The sequence below is a fragment of the Hydrogenophaga sp. genome (assembly GCF_051007235.1).
Classification (GTDB): Bacteria; Pseudomonadota; Gammaproteobacteria; order Burkholderiales; family Burkholderiaceae_C; genus Hydrogenophaga.
Genome location: NZ_JBPCSJ010000192.1, coordinates 1 through 16,011 on the forward strand (window position 1 = coordinate 1; position 16,011 = coordinate 16,011).

The window sequence follows — 16,011 nt, forward strand, 5'->3', positions numbered from 1 at the left end:
AGCCAGTCCTGTGTGTAAGCCATGGGAGCGGTGAACGAAAAGGACTCCATGCGTCCGGTGACGGTGGCCAGGTACACCGACTCCAGCGTCTCGGGGTGTTCGGCCACAAAGCCCAGCCGCCCACTGATCCACCACATGGCGGTCACGGTGAGCCCCAGGCCTATGCCGCCCAGCAGGTTGCCCGGGGTGCGGAAGTCGCGACCACTGAGCGCCCAGAGCAGCAGGGCACCACCCACTAGCAATGACAGGACCAGGCCGGTGGTACCGGCGTTGAGCCCTGCCACATGGGCCAGCCAGGCGGGTAATGCCGCGCCGCCTGGCATGGCAAACGCCACCGTATCGACCGTGTTCACGCGCAGCACGGCCAGCACGCCACTCAAGGTCGCGTAAGCGGTGAAGCCCATGACGAAGAACACGGTCAGCGCCTTGAGGCTGCCCCCGCCGATGCGCACCAGCGTTTTGCTGCCACAGCCCGATGCGAGCACCATGCCGAAACCGAACAGCACACCACCCAGCAGCGCCGACAGCCAGATCACCCGCCCTGTGCCGTAGATGGTCTGAGTGGGGTCGATCCAGCCCAGCCAGGCCATGGTGTGAAAACCGATCATGGCCACCGCAACCGCCGCTGCCCACATGCGCATCCGTGTCCAGGAGCCCATGTTGACGATGTCGCTGACCGCCCCCATGGTACAAAAGTGGGTGCGCTGGGCGATGAAACCGAAGACGGCTGCGGCCGCAAAAGCGGCCCACAGCACCAAGGCGCTTTGTTGTTGGAGTGCGGCGATGTCCATGCCCGGGATTGTAGGAGCAGCCCCCTATCCCCTTGGCACGGCCGGCCTTGGTCTCAGCGCAGGCGGCTCAGTCGTTCGCGTGCAGCGCCGGCCGCCTCCGACTGGGGATGCGCTTTGACGAGCTCTTCGAGCGTGCGCCGTGCGGCCTTGGTGTCCTTGAGCTCGACCTGGCTGTTGGCGATCGCCAGCTGTGCCTCGGGCGTGCGCGGGTGGTCCGGGAACTGGGTCACGAGGCGCCGGTGCGATTCCACCGCGGCCTTGTAGTCGCGGTTGGCATACTGGGCGTTGCCCAGCCAGTACAGCGCCGCGGCGGTGTAGCCGCTGTCGGGGTAGCGCCGCAGGAACTGCTGGTAGGCCTGGGCTGCCGCGTCAAACTCGGTGCGCCGCAGCGTTTCCATCGCAGCGTCGAAATCGCGCTTCTCGGTCGGGGCCGCAGTGAAGTCTTTGCCGTCCAGCGACACCTTCATCGGCTCCACTTTGCGCAGACGCTCGTCCAGGCCCAGCTGCACGTCTTTCTGCTGGCGCTGCAGTTCGGACACCTCGCGCGTCAGCTGCTCGTTCTGTCCGCGCAGGCGCGCCACGTCGGCCCGCAGCTGTTCGATCTGGTTGGCCAGATCCAGCAAGCTGCGGCGCGTGGTGGCCTGGCCATCACGCGCCTCTTCTGCCGTGCGCGTCGTCGCGGCATTGGCCGCCTCGGCGGCCTGGCGGTTGATCTCGACGCGCTGGCGCAGTTCGATGATGGCTTTGCGCGCCTCATCGTCGTCGAACAAGGCGTGGGCCTGCAGCGGCCACACCAGCGCCAGTGCACTGGTCAAGGGCAGCAGCGCACGCATCAGGCAGCGGGGAACGGTGGTCATGCGCATCAGCGGTAGGTGAATTCGACCCGGCGGTTCTTGGCGTAGGCGTCTTCGGTGAAGCCGTTGGCCGCGGGTTTTTCCTCGCCGAAGCTCACCGGCTCCACTTGCTGGTCGCGCACGCCCAGCAGTGTGAGCGCGCGGCGCACGGCTTCGGCCCGTTTCTGCCCCAGCGCCAGGTTGTACTCGCGCCCCCCACGCTCGTCGGTGTGTCCTTCCAGTGCGAGCCGGCGCTTGCCGTCGGCCATCAGGTAGCGCGCATTGGCTTCCAGCATGGGGGCAAATTCAGGCTTGACCACAAAGCTGTCGTAGTCGAAATACACCAGGCGCGCCATGGTCTCAGGCTGGGGCGCATCGGTCGGAGCCACCTGCACGGGCGAGACGCCCCGCTGGTCGGAGACGCCGCCGGAGGTCGCGGGCGCCGTCACGTTGCCCTGGCCCAGCGGGCTCACAGCGGTGGCCGTGCGATCGACCACCGGCACAGCGTCCAGCGGGACGCTCGAAGCGCAGCCAGCCAGCCCGGCAGCGAGCAACAAGGGCGTGATCCAGGCCGTGCGGCGCGAAGCGAAGAAGGAAGTTGGGTTCATACACAGGGCCTTTCAAATCCGTTGGGAAACGCCCCTTGACGGGGTTGCACAGCTCGATCAGCGCAGGAAGGGCCCCCATTCGGGCTCGCGGATATCCCCTTGCGCGCCGGCCAAGCGGGTTTTGATGCGGCCGTCCAGGCTGGTGGTCATCAGCGATTCCTGTCCTTTGTCGCGCGTGGCGTAAATGATCATGCGACCGTTGGGCGAGAAGCTCGGACTCTCGTCCGCGCTGGTGTCGGTCAGGGCGGTCACATCGCCGCTGGACAACTCCATCACGTGCAGGCGAAAAGCCCCGTTGACACGTGAGATGAAGGCCAGATGCCGCCCGTCCGGACTGATCGAGGGCGAGATGTTGTAGTTCCCGCTGAACGTGACGCGCTGTGCATCGCCGCCCTGCGCAGCCATGCGGTAAACCTGCGGCGAGCCACCCCGGTCGCTCACAAAGTAGATCGACTTGCCGTCCGCGCTGAACACGGGCTCGGTGTCGATGCTTTCGGTCTGCGTCAGGCGTCGGGGCTCGCCGCCATCGGCCCCCACTGCATACAGCTGGGCGTTGCCCGAAATGGACAGCGTGGCCACCAGTTGCTTGCCGTCGGGCGACCAGGCCGGCGCGCTGTTGGAGCCGCGGAAGTTCGCCAACAGGCGCCGCTTGCCGGTGGACACGTCGTGCGCGTAAATCACTGGCTTGCGTGCCTCGAACGACACATAGGCGAGCTGCGAGCCCCCCGGCGCCCAGCTGGGCGAGATGATGGGCTCGGGGCTGCTGAGCGCTGCCCGGGCGTTCTCACCATCGGCATCAGCCACCCAGAGCTGGTAACGCTGCCCTGCCTTGCTCACGTACGCGATGCGTGTGGAGAACACGCCCTTGTCGCCGGTGATCTTTTCGTAAACCTGGTCCGCGATGCGGTGCGCCGCCAGGCGCAGATCGGCCGCCGCCACCGGGTAGCTCAGGCCGCCCAGGTCCTGACCACGCACCAGATCCCAAAGCCGGAAACGCACATCGAAACGCCCGTCGGCCAGGCGGTTGACACTGCCTACCACCAGCGAATCGGCGCCCTTGCCACGCCAGGCGGTCAGGTCTGGCCGGGTGGATTCATCGAGGTTGCCGACAACAGGTTCCGAAAAGCGGAACTGCCCGCTGCGCTCCAGGTCGGCCCGCACGATCGCGGCGATGTTCTGGCTCGCGGCGTCGTTGCCGCGAAAGTTCACGACCGAAAAGGGAAACTGCGTCAGGCCGACACCGGAGACTTCGACCCGGAACTGCGCATGCGCTTCGTGCAACGGCCAGGCCATCTGGGAGAGTGCGCCTGCTGCACACAGCAGGCCTTGGCGTCGGGTCGGAGCCCAGTGTTCCAGTCGGGTCAAATCCAGCATCCTTGTAGTCATCCCATGAACTGCGCCGCGCGCTGAGCAAAGCCGTGTGCGGGCGCAGCCGATAATAGCGGAGCACTCACCCGCACCCGTGACAAGATGTGATGCTCGCAAGCGATCACGCCGCTACGCTGGATCGCAGAGCAGCGCGATTGGTTCCATCCCCGCCCTCTTTCTCAAACACCGCACCCCTTGAGCGCCATCGTCCCCCCTTCTGCCGCGCCCACGAGCACCCTGATGCAGCGCCTGGCGCGGCTGTGGCCCTACTTCCGGACCGCCCGTACCGGCATCGTGATCGCCGCTGTGGCCACTGCGCTGGGCGCGATCACCGAGCCCATGATCCCGGCGTTGCTCAAGACCTTGCTGGACCGTGGCTTCAGCCAGGGCGCGATCGCGTTGTGGATGGTGCCGGCGGCGCTCATGGGACTGTTCGGTGCACGTGGTCTGGCGGTCTTCCTGGCGCAGTACGCGCTGTCGTACACCGCCAGCCTGGGGCTGCTGAACCTGCGCCGGGCGATGTTCGCCAAACTCAACGACGCCCAGATGACGCTGTTCGCGCAGCAAAGCGCCAGCAAACTCTCCAACACACTGGTGTACGAGGTGCAGACCGGCTCCTCGCTGCTGGTGTCGTCCATCCTGACCCTGGCCAAAGACAGCCTGACCATGCTGGCCTTGATGGGTTACCTGCTGTACCTGAACTGGAAACTCACGCTGATCGTTCTCACCTTGTTCCCGGCGCTGGTCGTGGTCATGAAGGTCTTGTCCAAGCGGTTGTTCAAGTTGACCCGTGCCAGCCAGCAAGCCACCGATGACCTGGCTTACGTGGTGGAAGAAAACGCGCTGGCCTACCGGATGGTGCGTTTGCACGGTGCGCAAGCCCGGCAGATGCAGCGCTTTGACGTGCTCAGCACCACGCTGCGCAAACTCGCGCTCAAGTCCAGCATCGCACAGGGTGCCATGACGCCCGTGACCCAGTTGCTGGCCTCGGCGGCGCTGTCGGCGGTGATCGCGGTGGCGCTCTGGCAAAGCAGCAGCAGCGGTGGCAGTGTGGGCAACTTTGTCGCGTTCGTCACGGCCATGCTGATGCTGATCACGCCCATCCGCCACCTGGCCGAAATCGCCGGGCCCATCACACGCGGGCTGGTGGCGCTGGAGCGTGGGCTGGACCTGATCGAGAACACGCCAGAACAGACCGGCGGAACACATGCCGCAGAGCGGGTGCAGGGTTCGATCCGGCTGCAAGAGGTCTGGGTGCGCTACCCTGCGAAAGACGGGCAGGCCATTGCCGATGACGACCACAGCCGCACGGCGCTGCGCGGCGTTTCGCTGGACATTCGCCCTGGAGAGGTGCTGGCCTTTGTGGGCCCTTCAGGTTCGGGCAAGACGACACTGGTCAACCTGCTGCCACGCTTTGTCGAATTCGATCAGGGGCAGGTGCTGCTGGACGACGTGCCACTGCGGGACTGGCAACTGGCCAGCCTGCGCAGCCAGTTTGCGATGGTGAGCCAGGATGTGGTCATGCTCAACGACAGCCTCGCCGCCAACGTCGCGCTGGGCGCCGACGACGCCTCCATCGACGAAGTCCGCGTGCGGGCCGCGCTCGAAGCCGCGAACCTCGGTGAACTGCTCTCTCGGCTGCCGCAAGGCATCCACAGCACCGTCGGCCACAACGCGGCCGAACTCTCGGGCGGTCAGCGCCAGCGGCTGGCGATAGCGCGCGCCATCTACAAGGATGCGCCCATCCTCATCCTCGACGAGGCCACGTCCGCACTGGACAACGAATCCGAACGCCTGGTACAGGACGCGCTGGCCCGGCTGATGAAGGGGCGCACCACCCTGGTCATCGCGCACCGCCTGTCCACCATCGAACACGCGGATAGAGTCGTGGTACTGGCAAATGGCGTCATCAGCGAACAAGGCACGCACCATGCTCTGCTGTGCAACGATGGGCTGTACGCACGCCTGCATGCGCAGGGTTTTTCAGCAAGCGATGCAGCACCACCCGCGACGCCGTCCGCTTAGCGCGTATACCTTCGCACCCGATCCAGCGTGGCACACGTCAAAGTGACCGCTGCGGGGCGTTGCTCAGCGGAGCGGGTGCATCACAGCAGCACGATGTCGTACTGCTCCTGTGTCATCGAGCCTTCGGCTTGCAGAGAGATCGGTTTGCCGATGAAGTCGCTCAATCCGGCCAGGTGCTGGCTTTCTTCGTCGAGGAACAACTCCACCACCTGGGCCGAAGCCACCACGCGGAACTCGCGCGGATTGAAAGCGCGCGCTTCGCGCAGGATCTCGCGCAGGATGTCGTAGCAGACACTGCGCGCCGTTTTCACCACACCTTTGCCGCCGCAAGCGCCACAAGGCTCGCTGAGCATGTGGGCCAGCGATTCGCGGGTGCGCTTGCGCGTCATCTCGACCAGACCCAGCTGTGAGAAGCCGCCGGTCATGGTCTTGACGCGGTCGCGGGCCAGTTGCTTGCGGAATTCGGTCAGCACGGCTTCGCGGTGGTCTTCGCGCACCATGTCGATGAAGTCCACGATGACGATACCACCCAGGTTGCGCAGCCGCAGTTGCCGCGCAATGGCTTGCGAGGCTTCCAGGTTGGTGCGGAACACCGTGTCGTCGAAATTGCGCGCGCCCACGAAGCCGCCGGTGTTCACGTCCACCGTGGTCAGGGCCTCGGTCTGGTCAATGACCAGGTAGCCACCGGACTTGAGATCGACGCGGCGGCTGAGCGCGCGCGCGATGTCTTCGTCGATGTTGAACAGGTCGAAGATGGGCCGCTCGCCCGTGTACAGCTGCAGCTTGGGCAGCGTGTCGGGCATGAACTCAGTGGCAAAGGCCTGCAGCAGACCGCACTGCTCTCGTGAATCGATGCGGATGGAGTGGGTCTGAGCGCTGACCAGGTCCCGCAGCACGCGCTGCATCAGGTTCAGGTCTTCGTGCAGCAGCGTGGCCGGTGGCTGTCGCGTGGCAGCCTCCTTGATGCGCTGCCAGGTCTTGCGCAGGTAGGCGATGTCCTCACGCAGCTCGTCGTCAGACGCGTCTTCGGCGTTGGTGCGCAGGATGAATCCGCCCGTGGCACTGCCGTCGGCCGGCGCCGCGAGCCCCATCACCCGCTGGCGCAGGGCCTCGCGCTGCGCCGACGGAATTTTTTGCGACACGCCAATGTGGTTGTCCTGCGGCAGGAACACCAGCAGGCGCCCGGCAATGCTGATCTGCGCCGTCAGCCGCGCACCCTTGGTGCCGATCGGGTCCTTGAGCACCTGCACCATCAGCGCCTGACCCTCGAAAATCTGGCGCTCGATCGGCTGCACCGGATCGCCTTCGAGCACCTTGCCACCCGCTTCCGCCTGACCCTTCTCGCGCGGCGACGCGTGTTTGGCGGCGATGTTGGGCATGAGGTCGGCCACATGCAGGAAAGCCGCCCGGTCCAGGCCGATGTCGATAAAGGCCGACTGCATGCCCGGCAGCACGCGCGAGACCTTGCCCAGGTAGATGTTGCCGACCAGGCCGCGTTCGAGCGTGCGTTCCAGGTGCACCTCTTGCACCGCGCCCTGCTCCACCACCGCCACGCGGGTTTCTTGCGGTGCCCAGTTGATGAGAATGTCCTGGCTCATGCTTGCCTTGTGGTGTGAAAAATTCAGCAGGCCAGGCGCATGCCGGCGACGCGCAGCAACTGCGCGGTTTCGTGCGCAGGCAGGCCCATGATGCCCGTGTAGCTGCCGCTGATGTGCCGGATGTGCAGCGCCGCCGCGCCCTGGATGGCGTAGGCGCCCGCCTTGCCCATGGGTTCACCACTGGCCACGTAGCGCCGGATGTCGGCAGCGCTCCACGCATCGAAAACCACCTGCGAGGTGGACATCGCCGCCCATTGGCGGTCGGCCCCACGGGCAGAAGGCCGTGCCACCGCCACTGCTGTCAGCACGCGGTGCTGCTGGCCCGACAGGTCCGCCAACATGCGCCGCGCCTGCGCCGCATCAGCCGGTTTGCCCAGGATGCGGCGCCCCAGCGCCACCGTGGTGTCGGCGCAGAGCACAGGCGCCAGGGGCAGCCCGCGGCGCCGAAGCCGCGCAACGGAGGCCTGCAGTTTCAGATCCGTGACGCGCTGGACATAGGCGGCCGGCGCTTCGGCGCCCTTGACCACTTCCAGCGCTTCGACATCCTCGCCCTCGTCGGGCAACAGCAGCTCGCAACGCACGCCCCATTGCTCCAGCAGCTGCTTGCGGCGCGGACTCTGGGAGGCGAGATAAATGAAGTCACTCACGGTGCGTCATTCCCGGTGGTAGGGGTGGTTGGCATTGATCGACCAGGCGCGGTAGAGCTGCTCGATCAGCAGCACCCGCACCATGGCGTGCGGCAGCGTGAGGTCGGACAGGCGGATGCGCTGGTGCGCCGCGGCACGAAAAGCCGGCTCCAGTCCGTCCGGACCACCGATGACCAGGGCCACGTCGTCGCCACCTTGCTGCCAGGCCTGCAGCTGCACTGCCAGCGCCTTCGTCGTGAGCTGGGTGCCCCGTTCGTCCAGCACCACGGTGCGACAGCCTTTGGGCAGCGCCGCGACGATGCGCTCGCGCTCCGCGGCCATGACCGTTTCCACGGTCTTGGAGCCACGCGGCTCGGTCTTGACGGTTTTGATCTCCACCCGCAGTTCGGGTGGGAAGCGCTTGGCGTAATCGTCGTAGGCGGTCTGGGCCCAGTCGGGCATGCGTTGCCCGACCGCGACGATCACCAGCTTCATGCCTTTTTCTTGGCGGCGGGCTTGGCCACGGTGCGCTTGGCAGCGGGTTTGGCCGGCGCCTTGCTGGCCGCCTTGGCAACGGGCTTGGCAGCGCTCTTGGGTTTGACGACCACGGTCTTGATCGCCTTCTTGGCAGGCACCGCACCGGTGGTGCTCTTGCGGGCCGGCGCCTTGGCGGCGACCTTGCTCGCCGGTGCCTTGGCAGCAGTGGGCTTGGCGGCGATTGTCTTGGATGCTGCGGTCTTGGTGGCCGCAGGCTTGGCCACGGGCTTCGACGCCGCCGTTTTGGTGGCAGCCTTCTTGGCGGGGGCCTTCACCGGTTCAGCGGCGACGGCCGCGGCCGCCTTGGCCTGCTTGCGGGCCAGGGACTTGGCGTCCACCGGCTTGACGTCCTTGACCGTGCCCTTGCGCGTGGTCTTGGTGGTGGCCTTGGCGGCTTCACGTGCCTCGGCCGCTTTTTCGGCAGCGGTCTTCAGGCGCACCGGCTTGGCGCCCCAGATTTCTTCGAGACGGTAGTACTGGCGGATCACCGGCTGCATCACGTGGGCCACGGCCTGACCGCAGTCGACGATGATCCATTCGCCGTTTTCTTCGCCTTCGATACGTGGCTTGTCGAAACCCGCCTCACGCACGGCGTCGCGCACGCTGGCGGCCAGCGCCTTGGTCTGGCGGTTGGAGGTGCCACTGGCCACGATCACGCGCTCGAACAGCGGCGACAGCGTCTCGGTGTTGAACACCACGATGTCCTGGCCTTTGACGTCCTCCAGTCCATCCACGATCGCGCGCTGGAGTTTCTGGATGTCTTTTTTGGCTGTGGTTTCGCTGGTCATGAGGGCTTCTGATAAAGATGGTGTTGTGAAATATAGCTTGCCACCGCCTGGGGCACCAGTGCGGCGTGGGTGCCGGCGCGCCCCAGTGCCTGCCCGAAACGGGCACGCACGGCGGTGGCGCTGATGTTGGTCAGGGGCATGTCCAGCCGGATGAAAGGCAGGTCCACGCCCGAGAGATCGGTCTCGGCGTGTGTGTTGTCCAGCGCGTCGGTGCCGATGCGCGTGGCCCGGTTGGCCACGGCCAGTTGCGCCAGTCGCAGCACGTCGGGCCAGCGCATCCAGGTCTTGAAGGCCAGCAACTGGTCGGCCCCCAGCAGCAGGAACAATTGTGCCGAGGGATATTCCCGCCGCAGTTCCTGGAGCGTGTCCGCCGTGAAGCTGGGCCCGCTGCGGCGCGTTTCACGCGGGTCCACCTGGGTGTGCGGCAAATCGCCGAACGCCAGCAGGCACATGGCCAGCCGGTGTTGTGCGTCGGTCAGCGGGCGCGCCTTGTGCCAGGCCTGCCCGGTGGGCAGGATCAGCAGCCGGTCCAGCCGCAACTGGGTCATCGCCGCTTCGGCCAACGCGCGGTGCGCCCAGTGCGGTGGATCGAACGCGCCGCCGTAGACACCGATGCGCAGTGGCTCGGGTATGGCGGGTACTGGGGTGCCCGCTGCCTGTGGGCTCAAACCCAGTCCTTGCGCACCAGGAACTCGCTGGTCAGGCGCGTCTCGGGCGAGCCTGCCGGGTCGGTGCGCTGGTACGACCAGCTCACCATCGGCGGCATGGACAGCAAAATAGATTCGCTGCGGCCGCCAGACTGCAAACCGAAGTGCGTACCCCGGTCCCAGACCAGGTTGAATTCCACATAGCGGCCACGGCGGTAGAGCTGGAACTCGCGCTCGCGCTCACCGTACGGCAGGTCCTTGCGGCGGTCCACAATGGGCAGGTAGGCGTCCAGGAAGGCGTCGCCGACCGAGCGCAGCATGGCAAAGCTGCCCTCGAAACCGAACTCGGCGAAGTCGTCAAAAAACACGCCACCGATGCCGCGCTGCTCGTCGCGGTGTTTCAGATAGAAGTATTCGTCGCACCACTGCTTGAAGCGCGGGTACTTGTCCACACCAAACGCATCCAGCGCCCCCTTGCAGGTGCTGTGGAAATGCACCGCGTCCTCTTCGAACGCGTAATAGGGCGTGAGGTCCATGCCACCGCCGAACCAGCACACCGGATCGCCCTTGGCCGGGTTTGCGGCGATCATGCGCACGTTCATGTGCACCGTCGGCACGTACGGGTTGCGCGGGTGAAACACCAGCGAGACACCCATGGCCTCGAACGGCGCGCCAGCGAGTTCCGGACGGTGCTGGGTGGCCGACGGCGGCAGGCGCGGTCCGGTGACGTGCGAGAAACCGCAACCGGCGCGCTCGAACACCGGGCCACCTTCCAGGATCTGCGTGATGCCCTGCCCTTGCAGGGTCTCGCCAGCCGGCTTCTTCCAGTGATCGACCACAAAACGGCCACCGTCCACCAAAGCGACGGTGGAGGTGATGCGGTCTTGCAAACCGGTGAGGTAGTCGCGGACCTTTTGTGTCGGGTTCATGCTGGCCTTTGCCAAATCAGAGGGCGCGAAAACCGATGTCGCGACGACACTGCATGCCGTCGAAACGGATGCCGTCCACCACACCATAGGCCTTTTGCTGCGCGGCGGCCACGGTGTCGGCCAGCGCCGTCACGCACAGTACACGGCCACCCGAGACCACCACCTGGTCGTTGACAACAGCGGTGCCGGCGTGGAACACCATGCGGTCGGCCTCGTCGGCCGGCAAGCCACTGATGGCATCGCCCTTGCGCGGATTCATGGGATAGCCGGCCGCGGCCAGGACCACACCCAGCGCCACGCGCGGGTCCCAGTCGAGGGTGACCTGGTCCAGTTCGGCACGGGTGGCCTGCAGCAGCACCTGGGCCAGGTTGGAGCGCAGGCGCATCATGATCGGCTGGGTCTCGGGGTCGCCCATGCGGCAGTTGAATTCCAGCGTCTTGACGCGGGCGTCGGGCGTGATCATGAGACCGGCATAAAGAAAGCCGGTGTACGGAATGCCATCGGCGGCCATGCCACGCAGCGTGGGCAGGATCACCTCGTCCATCGCGCGCTGGTGGACCGCCGGCGTGACCACCGGCGCGGGCGAATAGGCGCCCATTCCGCCGGTGTTCGGGCCCTGGTCGGCGTCCAGCAGGCGTTTGTGGTCCTGGCTGGTGGCCAGCGCCAATGCGTTCACGCCGTCGCACAGCACGATGAAGCTGGCTTCTTCGCCTTCGAGGAATTCCTCGATCACCACCCGAGCGCCGCCTTCGTTGTGCGCCACACCCAGCGTGTTGTCCAGCAGCATGAAGTCGATGGCTTCATGTGCCTCGGCCAGCGACATCGCCACCACCACACCCTTGCCCGCCGCCAGGCCGTCGGCCTTGATCACGATGGGCGCGCCCTTGGCGTCCACATAGGCATGGGCCTGCACGGCGTCGGTGAAGGTCTGGTACTCGGCTGTGGGAATGCCATGGCGCTGCATGAAGGCCTTGCTGAAGGCCTTGGAGCTTTCCAGCTGGGCTGCTTTCTGCGTCGGGCCGAAGATCGCCAGACCGTGGGCGCGGAACTCGTCCACCACACCGGCCGCCAGCGGCGCCTCGGGTCCGACCACCGTCAGGCCAATGCCGTTGGCCTGCACCCACTCGCGCAGGGCCACCTTGTCGGTGATGGGGAGGTTGGTCAGCTGCGCGTCCCGCGCAGTGCCGGCGTTGCCCGGCGCGACAAACACCTGCTCCACGCCCTCGGACTGCTTGAGCTTCCACGCCAGCGCATGCTCGCGGCCACCGCCGCCAATCACCAGGACTTTCATTCGTTGATCTCGGCGTTGTGGAAGACTTCCTGAACGTCGTCCAGGTCTTCGATGATGTCCAGCAGCTTCTGCATGCGGGCCGCGTCTTCACCGGTCAGCTCGATGGTGTTCTCGGGCCGCATCGTCACCTCGGCCACCTCGGGCTTGAGGCCGGCGGCCTCCAGCGCGTTTTTCACCGCTTCAAAGTCGGTGTAAGCGGTCAGCACCTCGATCGCGCCGTCGTCGTCGGTGATCACATCCTCGGCGCCGGCTTCCAGCGCCACTTCCATCACCTTGTCTTCGCTCGTGCCCGGCGCAAAGATGATCTGGCCGCAATGCTTGAACTGGAACGCCACCGAACCGTCGGTGCCCAGGTTGCCGCCGTACTTGCTGAAGGCGTGCCGCACTTCGGCCACGGTGCGCACCTTGTTGTCGGTCATCGTGTCCACGATGATGGCTGCGCCGCCGATGCCATAGCCTTCGTAGCGGATCTCTTCCAATGCCTGGCCTTCCAGGGCCCCCGAAGCCTTGTCCACGTTGTACTTGATGCGGTCGGCCGGCATGTTGGCCGCCTTGGCCTTGTCGATCGCCAAACGCAGGCGCGGGTTCATCGCCGGGTCACCGCCACCCGTGCGGGCCGCCACGGTGATTTCACGGATCACACGCGTCCAGATCTTGCCCCGCTTCTCATCCTGCCGGCCCTTGCGGTGTTGAATGTTGGCCCATTTGCTGTGTCCAGCCACGAGTGAATCCTTTTTTCTGACCAGAATTTGGTGTAATAACCGTAGATTTTACGATCCCCCTTTTCTCACCCTTCTCAGGACGCCCACCATGGCCGAACCGATACTGATTGCCCAGAACGCCAACGCCCAGTGCCACCTGCTGCCCAGTCTGGCCAACCGCCACGGCCTGATCACCGGCGCAACCGGCACCGGCAAGACCGTCACGCTGCAAACGCTGGCCGAGCAGTTCTCCAACATCGGCGTGCCGGTGTTCATGGCCGACGTCAAAGGCGACCTCACTGGCATCAGCCAGAGCGGTAAGCTGCCCGAAAAAATCGTCAAAGTGCTGGCCGACCGCGGCATCACCCCGACCGAACCGCAGGCCTGCCCGACCACGCTGTGGGACGTGTTTGGTGAACAGGGCCACCCGGTGCGCGCCACCATCTCCGACATGGGACCGCTGCTGCTCTCGCGCATGCTGGACCTCAACGACACCCAGGCCGGCGTGCTCAACCTGGTGTTCAAGATCGCCGACGACAACGGCCTGCTGCTGCTCGACATGAAAGACCTGCGGGCCATGTTGCAGCACATCGGCGACAACGCCAAGCAGTTCACCACCGAGTACGGCAACATCAGCGCCGCCAGCATCGGCGCCATCCAGCGCGGTCTGCTGCAGATCGAACAGCAGGGCGGCGACAAGTTCTTTGGCGAGCCCATGCTCGACATCAACGACTTCATGCAGACCGAGCGCGGCAAGGGCGTGATCAACATCCTGGCCGCCGACAAGCTGCTGAACTCGCCGCGCCTGTACGCCACCTTCCTGCTGTGGATGCTGTCGGAGCTGTTCGAAACCCTGCCCGAAATCGGCGACCCGGAGAAGCCCAAGCTGGTGTTCTTCTTCGACGAGGCCCACCTGCTGTTCGACGAGGCGCCCAAGATCCTGGTCGACCGCATCGAGCTGGTGGTGCGCCTGGTGCGCTCCAAGGGCGTGGGGGTGTACTTCGTGACGCAGAACCCGCTGGACATTCCCGACAGCGTGCTCGGCCAGCTGGGCAACCGCGTACAGCACGCGCTGCGCGCCTTCACGCCGCGCGACCAGAAGGCCGTCAAGGCCACAGCCCAGACCATGCGCCCCAAGGCGGGGCTGGACATCGAGGCCGCCATCACCGAACTGGCCGTGGGCGAAGCCTTGGTGAGCCTGCTCGACACCAAGGGACGCCCGAGCGAGACCGAACGCGTGTTTGTGCTGCCACCGGGCAGCCAGCTGGGGCCCATCAGCCTCGAACAGCGCCAGGCCTTGCAGCAGAACTCGCTGGTGGCCGGCGTGTACGAAAAAGTGGTGGACCGCGAGAGCGCCTACGAGATGTTCCAGGCCCATGCCGGCCAGCGCGGACAAGCCACCGCCGAAACGGACACCACAGCCCCCAAAACCCCCCGCATTCCCGGAGCGGCCGGCAAGACGGCCGAGGCCGAAGCCGGTGGCGGCCTGGGTGGCATGCTCAACGAAGCCCTGTTCGGACGCACCGGTCCGCGGGGTGGCCAGTACGATGGCCTGGTCCAGACCATGGCCAAAACCGCCGCGCGCAGCGTCGCCAGCGGCATCGGCCGCCAGATCGTGCGTGGGGTGCTGGGCAGTCTGCTGGGCGGCAAGCGGTGATCACCGGCCGGCGGCTGCTGTACAGCTCGCTGGGGCTGGTGGCGGCGTTGCTGGTGGCAGGCCAGGCGGGCCTGTTCGCGGGTCGACCGCCGGCCGGTCTGGGTGTGCACCAAGACCGCCTGAAGCCTCCATCGGCCACACCGAACAGCGTCAGCAGCCAGGCCGATATGTACCCCGGGCACCCGCAGCAGGCGCACGCCCTCATCGAGCCACTTCCCCTGCGCCGGGGCGATGCCGTGGCTTCCGTGACCGCACTGGCAGCCGTGTTGCGCGCCACGCCTCGCATCACCTTGGTGGAGCAACGTTCTGACTATCTGAGGGCCCAGGCGCAGACGCGCTGGCTGAAGTTCGTGGACGACCTGGAGTTCTGGTTCAACCCCGCCACCGGTGTAATCGAGCTGCGCAGCGCCAGCCGCCTGGGACGCCAGGACTTTGGCGCGAACCGAGCGCGCATCGAGACGGTCCGCGCGGCCTACCTCGCGCAGCCCTGATCGGGCCCTGCTGGCAAAGAAAAGGCCCGGCAAGACTGGGCCTTTTTCATCTGCAGCGATCACCGGCCAGATCAGCCAGCGGTCGCCTCTTCCGGTTTGGCCTTGCCTTCCTTCTTCGGCAGGGGCTGGATGTCGAGCTTGACGTCCTGGGTTTCCTTGCCGTCTTCGCCGGTCTTGGTTTCCAGGTCCACCGTCAGGCGACCACCGTCGGTCAGGCGACCGAACAGCAGCTCGTCGGCCAGCGCGCGGCGGATCGTATCCTGAATCAGGCGCTGCATCGGGCGCGCGCCCATCAACGGATCGAAACCCTTCTTGGCCAGGTGCTTGCGCAGTGTGTCGGTGAAGGTGACCTCGACCTTCTTCTCAGCGAGCTGACCTTCGAGCTGCAGCAGGAACTTGTCCACCACACGCATGATGATCTGCTCGTCCAGCGCCTTGAAGTTGACAATGGCGTCCAGCCGGTTGCGGAACTCGGGCGTGAACAGGCGCTTGATGTCACCCATTTCGTCACCCGCCACGCGCGGGTTGGTGAAACCGATGGTCGCCTTGTTCATGGTCTCGGCGCCCGCGTTGGTCGTCATGATGATGATGACGTTGCGGAAGTCGGCCTTGCGCCCGTTGTTGTCGGTCAGCGTGCCGTGGTCCATGACCTGCAGCAACACGTTGAAGATGTCCGGGTGCGCCTTCTCGATTTCGTCGAGCAGCAGCACGCAGTGTGGCTTCTTGGTGATCGCCTCGGTCAGCAGGCCGCCCTGGTCGAAACCGACGTAGCCCGGAGGCGCGCCGATCAGGCGGCTGACAGCGTGGCGCTCCATGTACTCCGACATGTCGAAACGCATCAGGTCGATGCCCATGATGTAGGCCAGCTGCTTGGCCGCTTCGGTCTTGCCCACGCCGGTGGGGCCGCTGAACAGGAAGGCGCCGATCGGCTTGTCTGCCTTGCCCAGGCCCGAACGCGCCATCTTGACGCTGGCGGCGAGCACTTCCAGTGCCTTGTCCTGGCCGAACACCACGCTCTTGAGATCGCGCTCGAGCGTCTGCAGCTTGCCGCGATCGTCGTTGGACACGTTCGCGGGCGGGATGCGGGCGATTTTGGCCACGATCTCTTCGATCTCGGTCTT

The 16,011-nt window shown here is 65.9% G+C and carries 16 protein-coding genes; 3 read left to right on the forward strand and 13 right to left on the reverse strand.

Going from position 1 to position 16,011, the window contains the following annotated elements; genetic code table 11:
• From ACR2JA_RS06840 to tolB, 4 genes are all read right to left on the reverse strand, one after another.
• The coding region (locus ACR2JA_RS06840; protein ID WP_434008366.1) for a YeeE/YedE thiosulfate transporter family protein at nt 1–800 on the reverse strand (800 nt) is incomplete at its 3' end.
• A 44-nt stretch (nt 801–844) separates the two neighbouring features.
• Nucleotides 845–1,654: a tol-pal system protein YbgF gene (gene ybgF / locus ACR2JA_RS06845; RefSeq protein WP_434008352.1), complete on the reverse strand. Its 810-nt coding sequence runs from the start codon at nt 1,652–1,654 to the stop codon at nt 845–847.
• A complete protein-coding gene (gene pal / locus ACR2JA_RS06850) occupies nt 1,654–2,232 on the reverse strand; it encodes a peptidoglycan-associated lipoprotein Pal (RefSeq protein ID WP_434008353.1) in 579 nt (192 codons plus the stop codon). The genes ybgF and pal overlap by 1 nt, the downstream gene beginning before the upstream one ends.
• A gap of 57 nt (nt 2,233–2,289) precedes the next feature.
• A complete protein-coding gene (gene tolB / locus ACR2JA_RS06855; RefSeq protein ID WP_434008354.1) occupies nt 2,290–3,525 on the reverse strand; it encodes a Tol-Pal system beta propeller repeat protein TolB in 1,236 nt (411 codons plus the stop codon).
• Nucleotides 3,526–3,840: 315 nt separating this feature from the next.
• On the opposite strand from tolB, the gene msbA reads away from it, so the two are divergent.
• Entirely contained in the window at nt 3,841–5,625 is a 1,785-nt protein-coding gene (gene msbA, locus ACR2JA_RS06860) for a lipid A export permease/ATP-binding protein MsbA (protein WP_434008367.1), read from the forward strand.
• 80 nt (nt 5,626–5,705) lie between these two features.
• Here msbA and rng read toward each other — a convergent pair whose 3' ends face one another.
• From rng to ACR2JA_RS06900, 8 genes are read right to left on the reverse strand one after another with little or no spacing between them, the layout of a single operon-like run.
• Complete coding sequence (gene rng, locus ACR2JA_RS06865; RefSeq protein WP_434008355.1) at nt 5,706–7,223, reverse strand: ribonuclease G; 1,518 nt, start codon at nt 7,221–7,223, stop codon at nt 5,706–5,708.
• 23 nt (nt 7,224–7,246) lie between these two features.
• Nucleotides 7,247–7,870: a Maf family protein gene (locus ACR2JA_RS06870; RefSeq protein WP_434008356.1), complete on the reverse strand. Its 624-nt coding sequence runs from the start codon at nt 7,868–7,870 to the stop codon at nt 7,247–7,249.
• Nucleotides 7,871–7,876: 6 nt separating this feature from the next.
• Nucleotides 7,877–8,344, reverse strand: coding sequence for a 23S rRNA (pseudouridine(1915)-N(3))-methyltransferase RlmH (rlmH, locus tag ACR2JA_RS06875; protein ID WP_434008357.1), 468 nt, complete (start codon nt 8,342–8,344; stop codon nt 7,877–7,879).
• A complete protein-coding gene (gene rsfS, locus ACR2JA_RS06880; protein ID WP_434008358.1) occupies nt 8,341–9,174 on the reverse strand; it encodes a ribosome silencing factor in 834 nt (277 codons plus the stop codon). Before rsfS ends, rlmH begins: the two co-directional genes overlap by 4 nt.
• The gene (gene nadD / locus ACR2JA_RS06885) at nt 9,171–9,842 is read right to left on the reverse strand and encodes a nicotinate (nicotinamide) nucleotide adenylyltransferase (RefSeq protein ID WP_434008359.1); all 672 of its coding nucleotides are present in this window, start codon (nt 9,840–9,842) and stop codon (nt 9,171–9,173) included. The genes rsfS and nadD overlap by 4 nt, the downstream gene beginning before the upstream one ends.
• Entirely contained in the window at nt 9,839–10,750 is a 912-nt protein-coding gene (hemF, locus tag ACR2JA_RS06890) for an oxygen-dependent coproporphyrinogen oxidase (RefSeq protein WP_434008360.1), read from the reverse strand. The genes nadD and hemF overlap by 4 nt, the downstream gene beginning before the upstream one ends.
• 16 nt (nt 10,751–10,766) lie before the next feature.
• Nucleotides 10,767–12,041, reverse strand: coding sequence for a phosphoribosylamine--glycine ligase (gene purD / locus ACR2JA_RS06895; protein WP_434008361.1), 1,275 nt, complete (start codon nt 12,039–12,041; stop codon nt 10,767–10,769).
• Complete coding sequence (locus ACR2JA_RS06900) at nt 12,038–12,763, reverse strand: YebC/PmpR family DNA-binding transcriptional regulator (protein ID WP_434008362.1); 726 nt, start codon at nt 12,761–12,763, stop codon at nt 12,038–12,040. Before ACR2JA_RS06900 ends, purD begins: the two co-directional genes overlap by 4 nt.
• A gap of 88 nt (nt 12,764–12,851) precedes the next feature.
• Between ACR2JA_RS06900 and ACR2JA_RS06905 the strand changes: the two genes are divergently transcribed.
• Nucleotides 12,852–14,399: a helicase HerA-like C-terminal domain-containing protein gene (locus ACR2JA_RS06905; RefSeq protein WP_434008363.1), complete on the forward strand. Its 1,548-nt coding sequence runs from the start codon at nt 12,852–12,854 to the stop codon at nt 14,397–14,399.
• Nucleotides 14,396–14,890 carry a DUF1499 domain-containing protein gene (locus tag ACR2JA_RS06910; RefSeq protein WP_434008364.1) on the forward strand — a complete coding sequence of 165 codons (495 nt, stop codon included), beginning with the start codon at nt 14,396–14,398 and terminating at the stop codon, nt 14,888–14,890. Before ACR2JA_RS06905 ends, ACR2JA_RS06910 begins: the two co-directional genes overlap by 4 nt.
• A 71-nt stretch (nt 14,891–14,961) precedes the next feature.
• On the opposite strand, the gene ACR2JA_RS06915 is transcribed toward ACR2JA_RS06910, so the two are convergent.
• A partial coding sequence (locus tag ACR2JA_RS06915) for an AAA family ATPase (protein ID WP_434008365.1) occupies nt 14,962–16,011 on the reverse strand: 1,050 nt, incomplete at its 5' end.

Excerpts from the sequence above, each read along its gene's own strand:
- ACR2JA_RS06905 (WP_434008363.1), top strand. The coding sequence starts at position 12,852 with ATGGCCGAACCGATACTGATTGCCCAGAACGCCAACGCCCAGTGCCAC.
- rng (WP_434008355.1), bottom strand. The coding sequence starts at position 7,223 with ATGAGCCAGGACATTCTCATCAACTGGGCACCGCAAGAAACCCGCGTG.
- msbA (WP_434008367.1), top strand. The coding sequence starts at position 3,841 with ATGCAGCGCCTGGCGCGGCTGTGGCCCTACTTCCGGACCGCCCGTACC.
- rlmH (WP_434008357.1), bottom strand. The coding sequence starts at position 8,344 with ATGAAGCTGGTGATCGTCGCGGTCGGGCAACGCATGCCCGACTGGGCC.
- ybgF (WP_434008352.1), bottom strand. The coding sequence starts at position 1,654 with ATGCGCATGACCACCGTTCCCCGCTGCCTGATGCGTGCGCTGCTGCCC.
- hemF (WP_434008360.1), bottom strand. The coding sequence starts at position 10,750 with ATGAACCCGACACAAAAGGTCCGCGACTACCTCACCGGTTTGCAAGAC.
- tolB (WP_434008354.1), bottom strand. The coding sequence starts at position 3,525 with ATGGCCTGGCCGTTGCACGAAGCGCATGCGCAGTTCCGGGTCGAAGTC.
- pal (WP_434008353.1), bottom strand. The coding sequence starts at position 2,232 with ATGAACCCAACTTCCTTCTTCGCTTCGCGCCGCACGGCCTGGATCACG.
- purD (WP_434008361.1), bottom strand. The coding sequence starts at position 12,041 with ATGAAAGTCCTGGTGATTGGCGGCGGTGGCCGCGAGCATGCGCTGGCG.
- rsfS (WP_434008358.1), bottom strand. The coding sequence starts at position 9,174 with ATGACCAGCGAAACCACAGCCAAAAAAGACATCCAGAAACTCCAGCGC.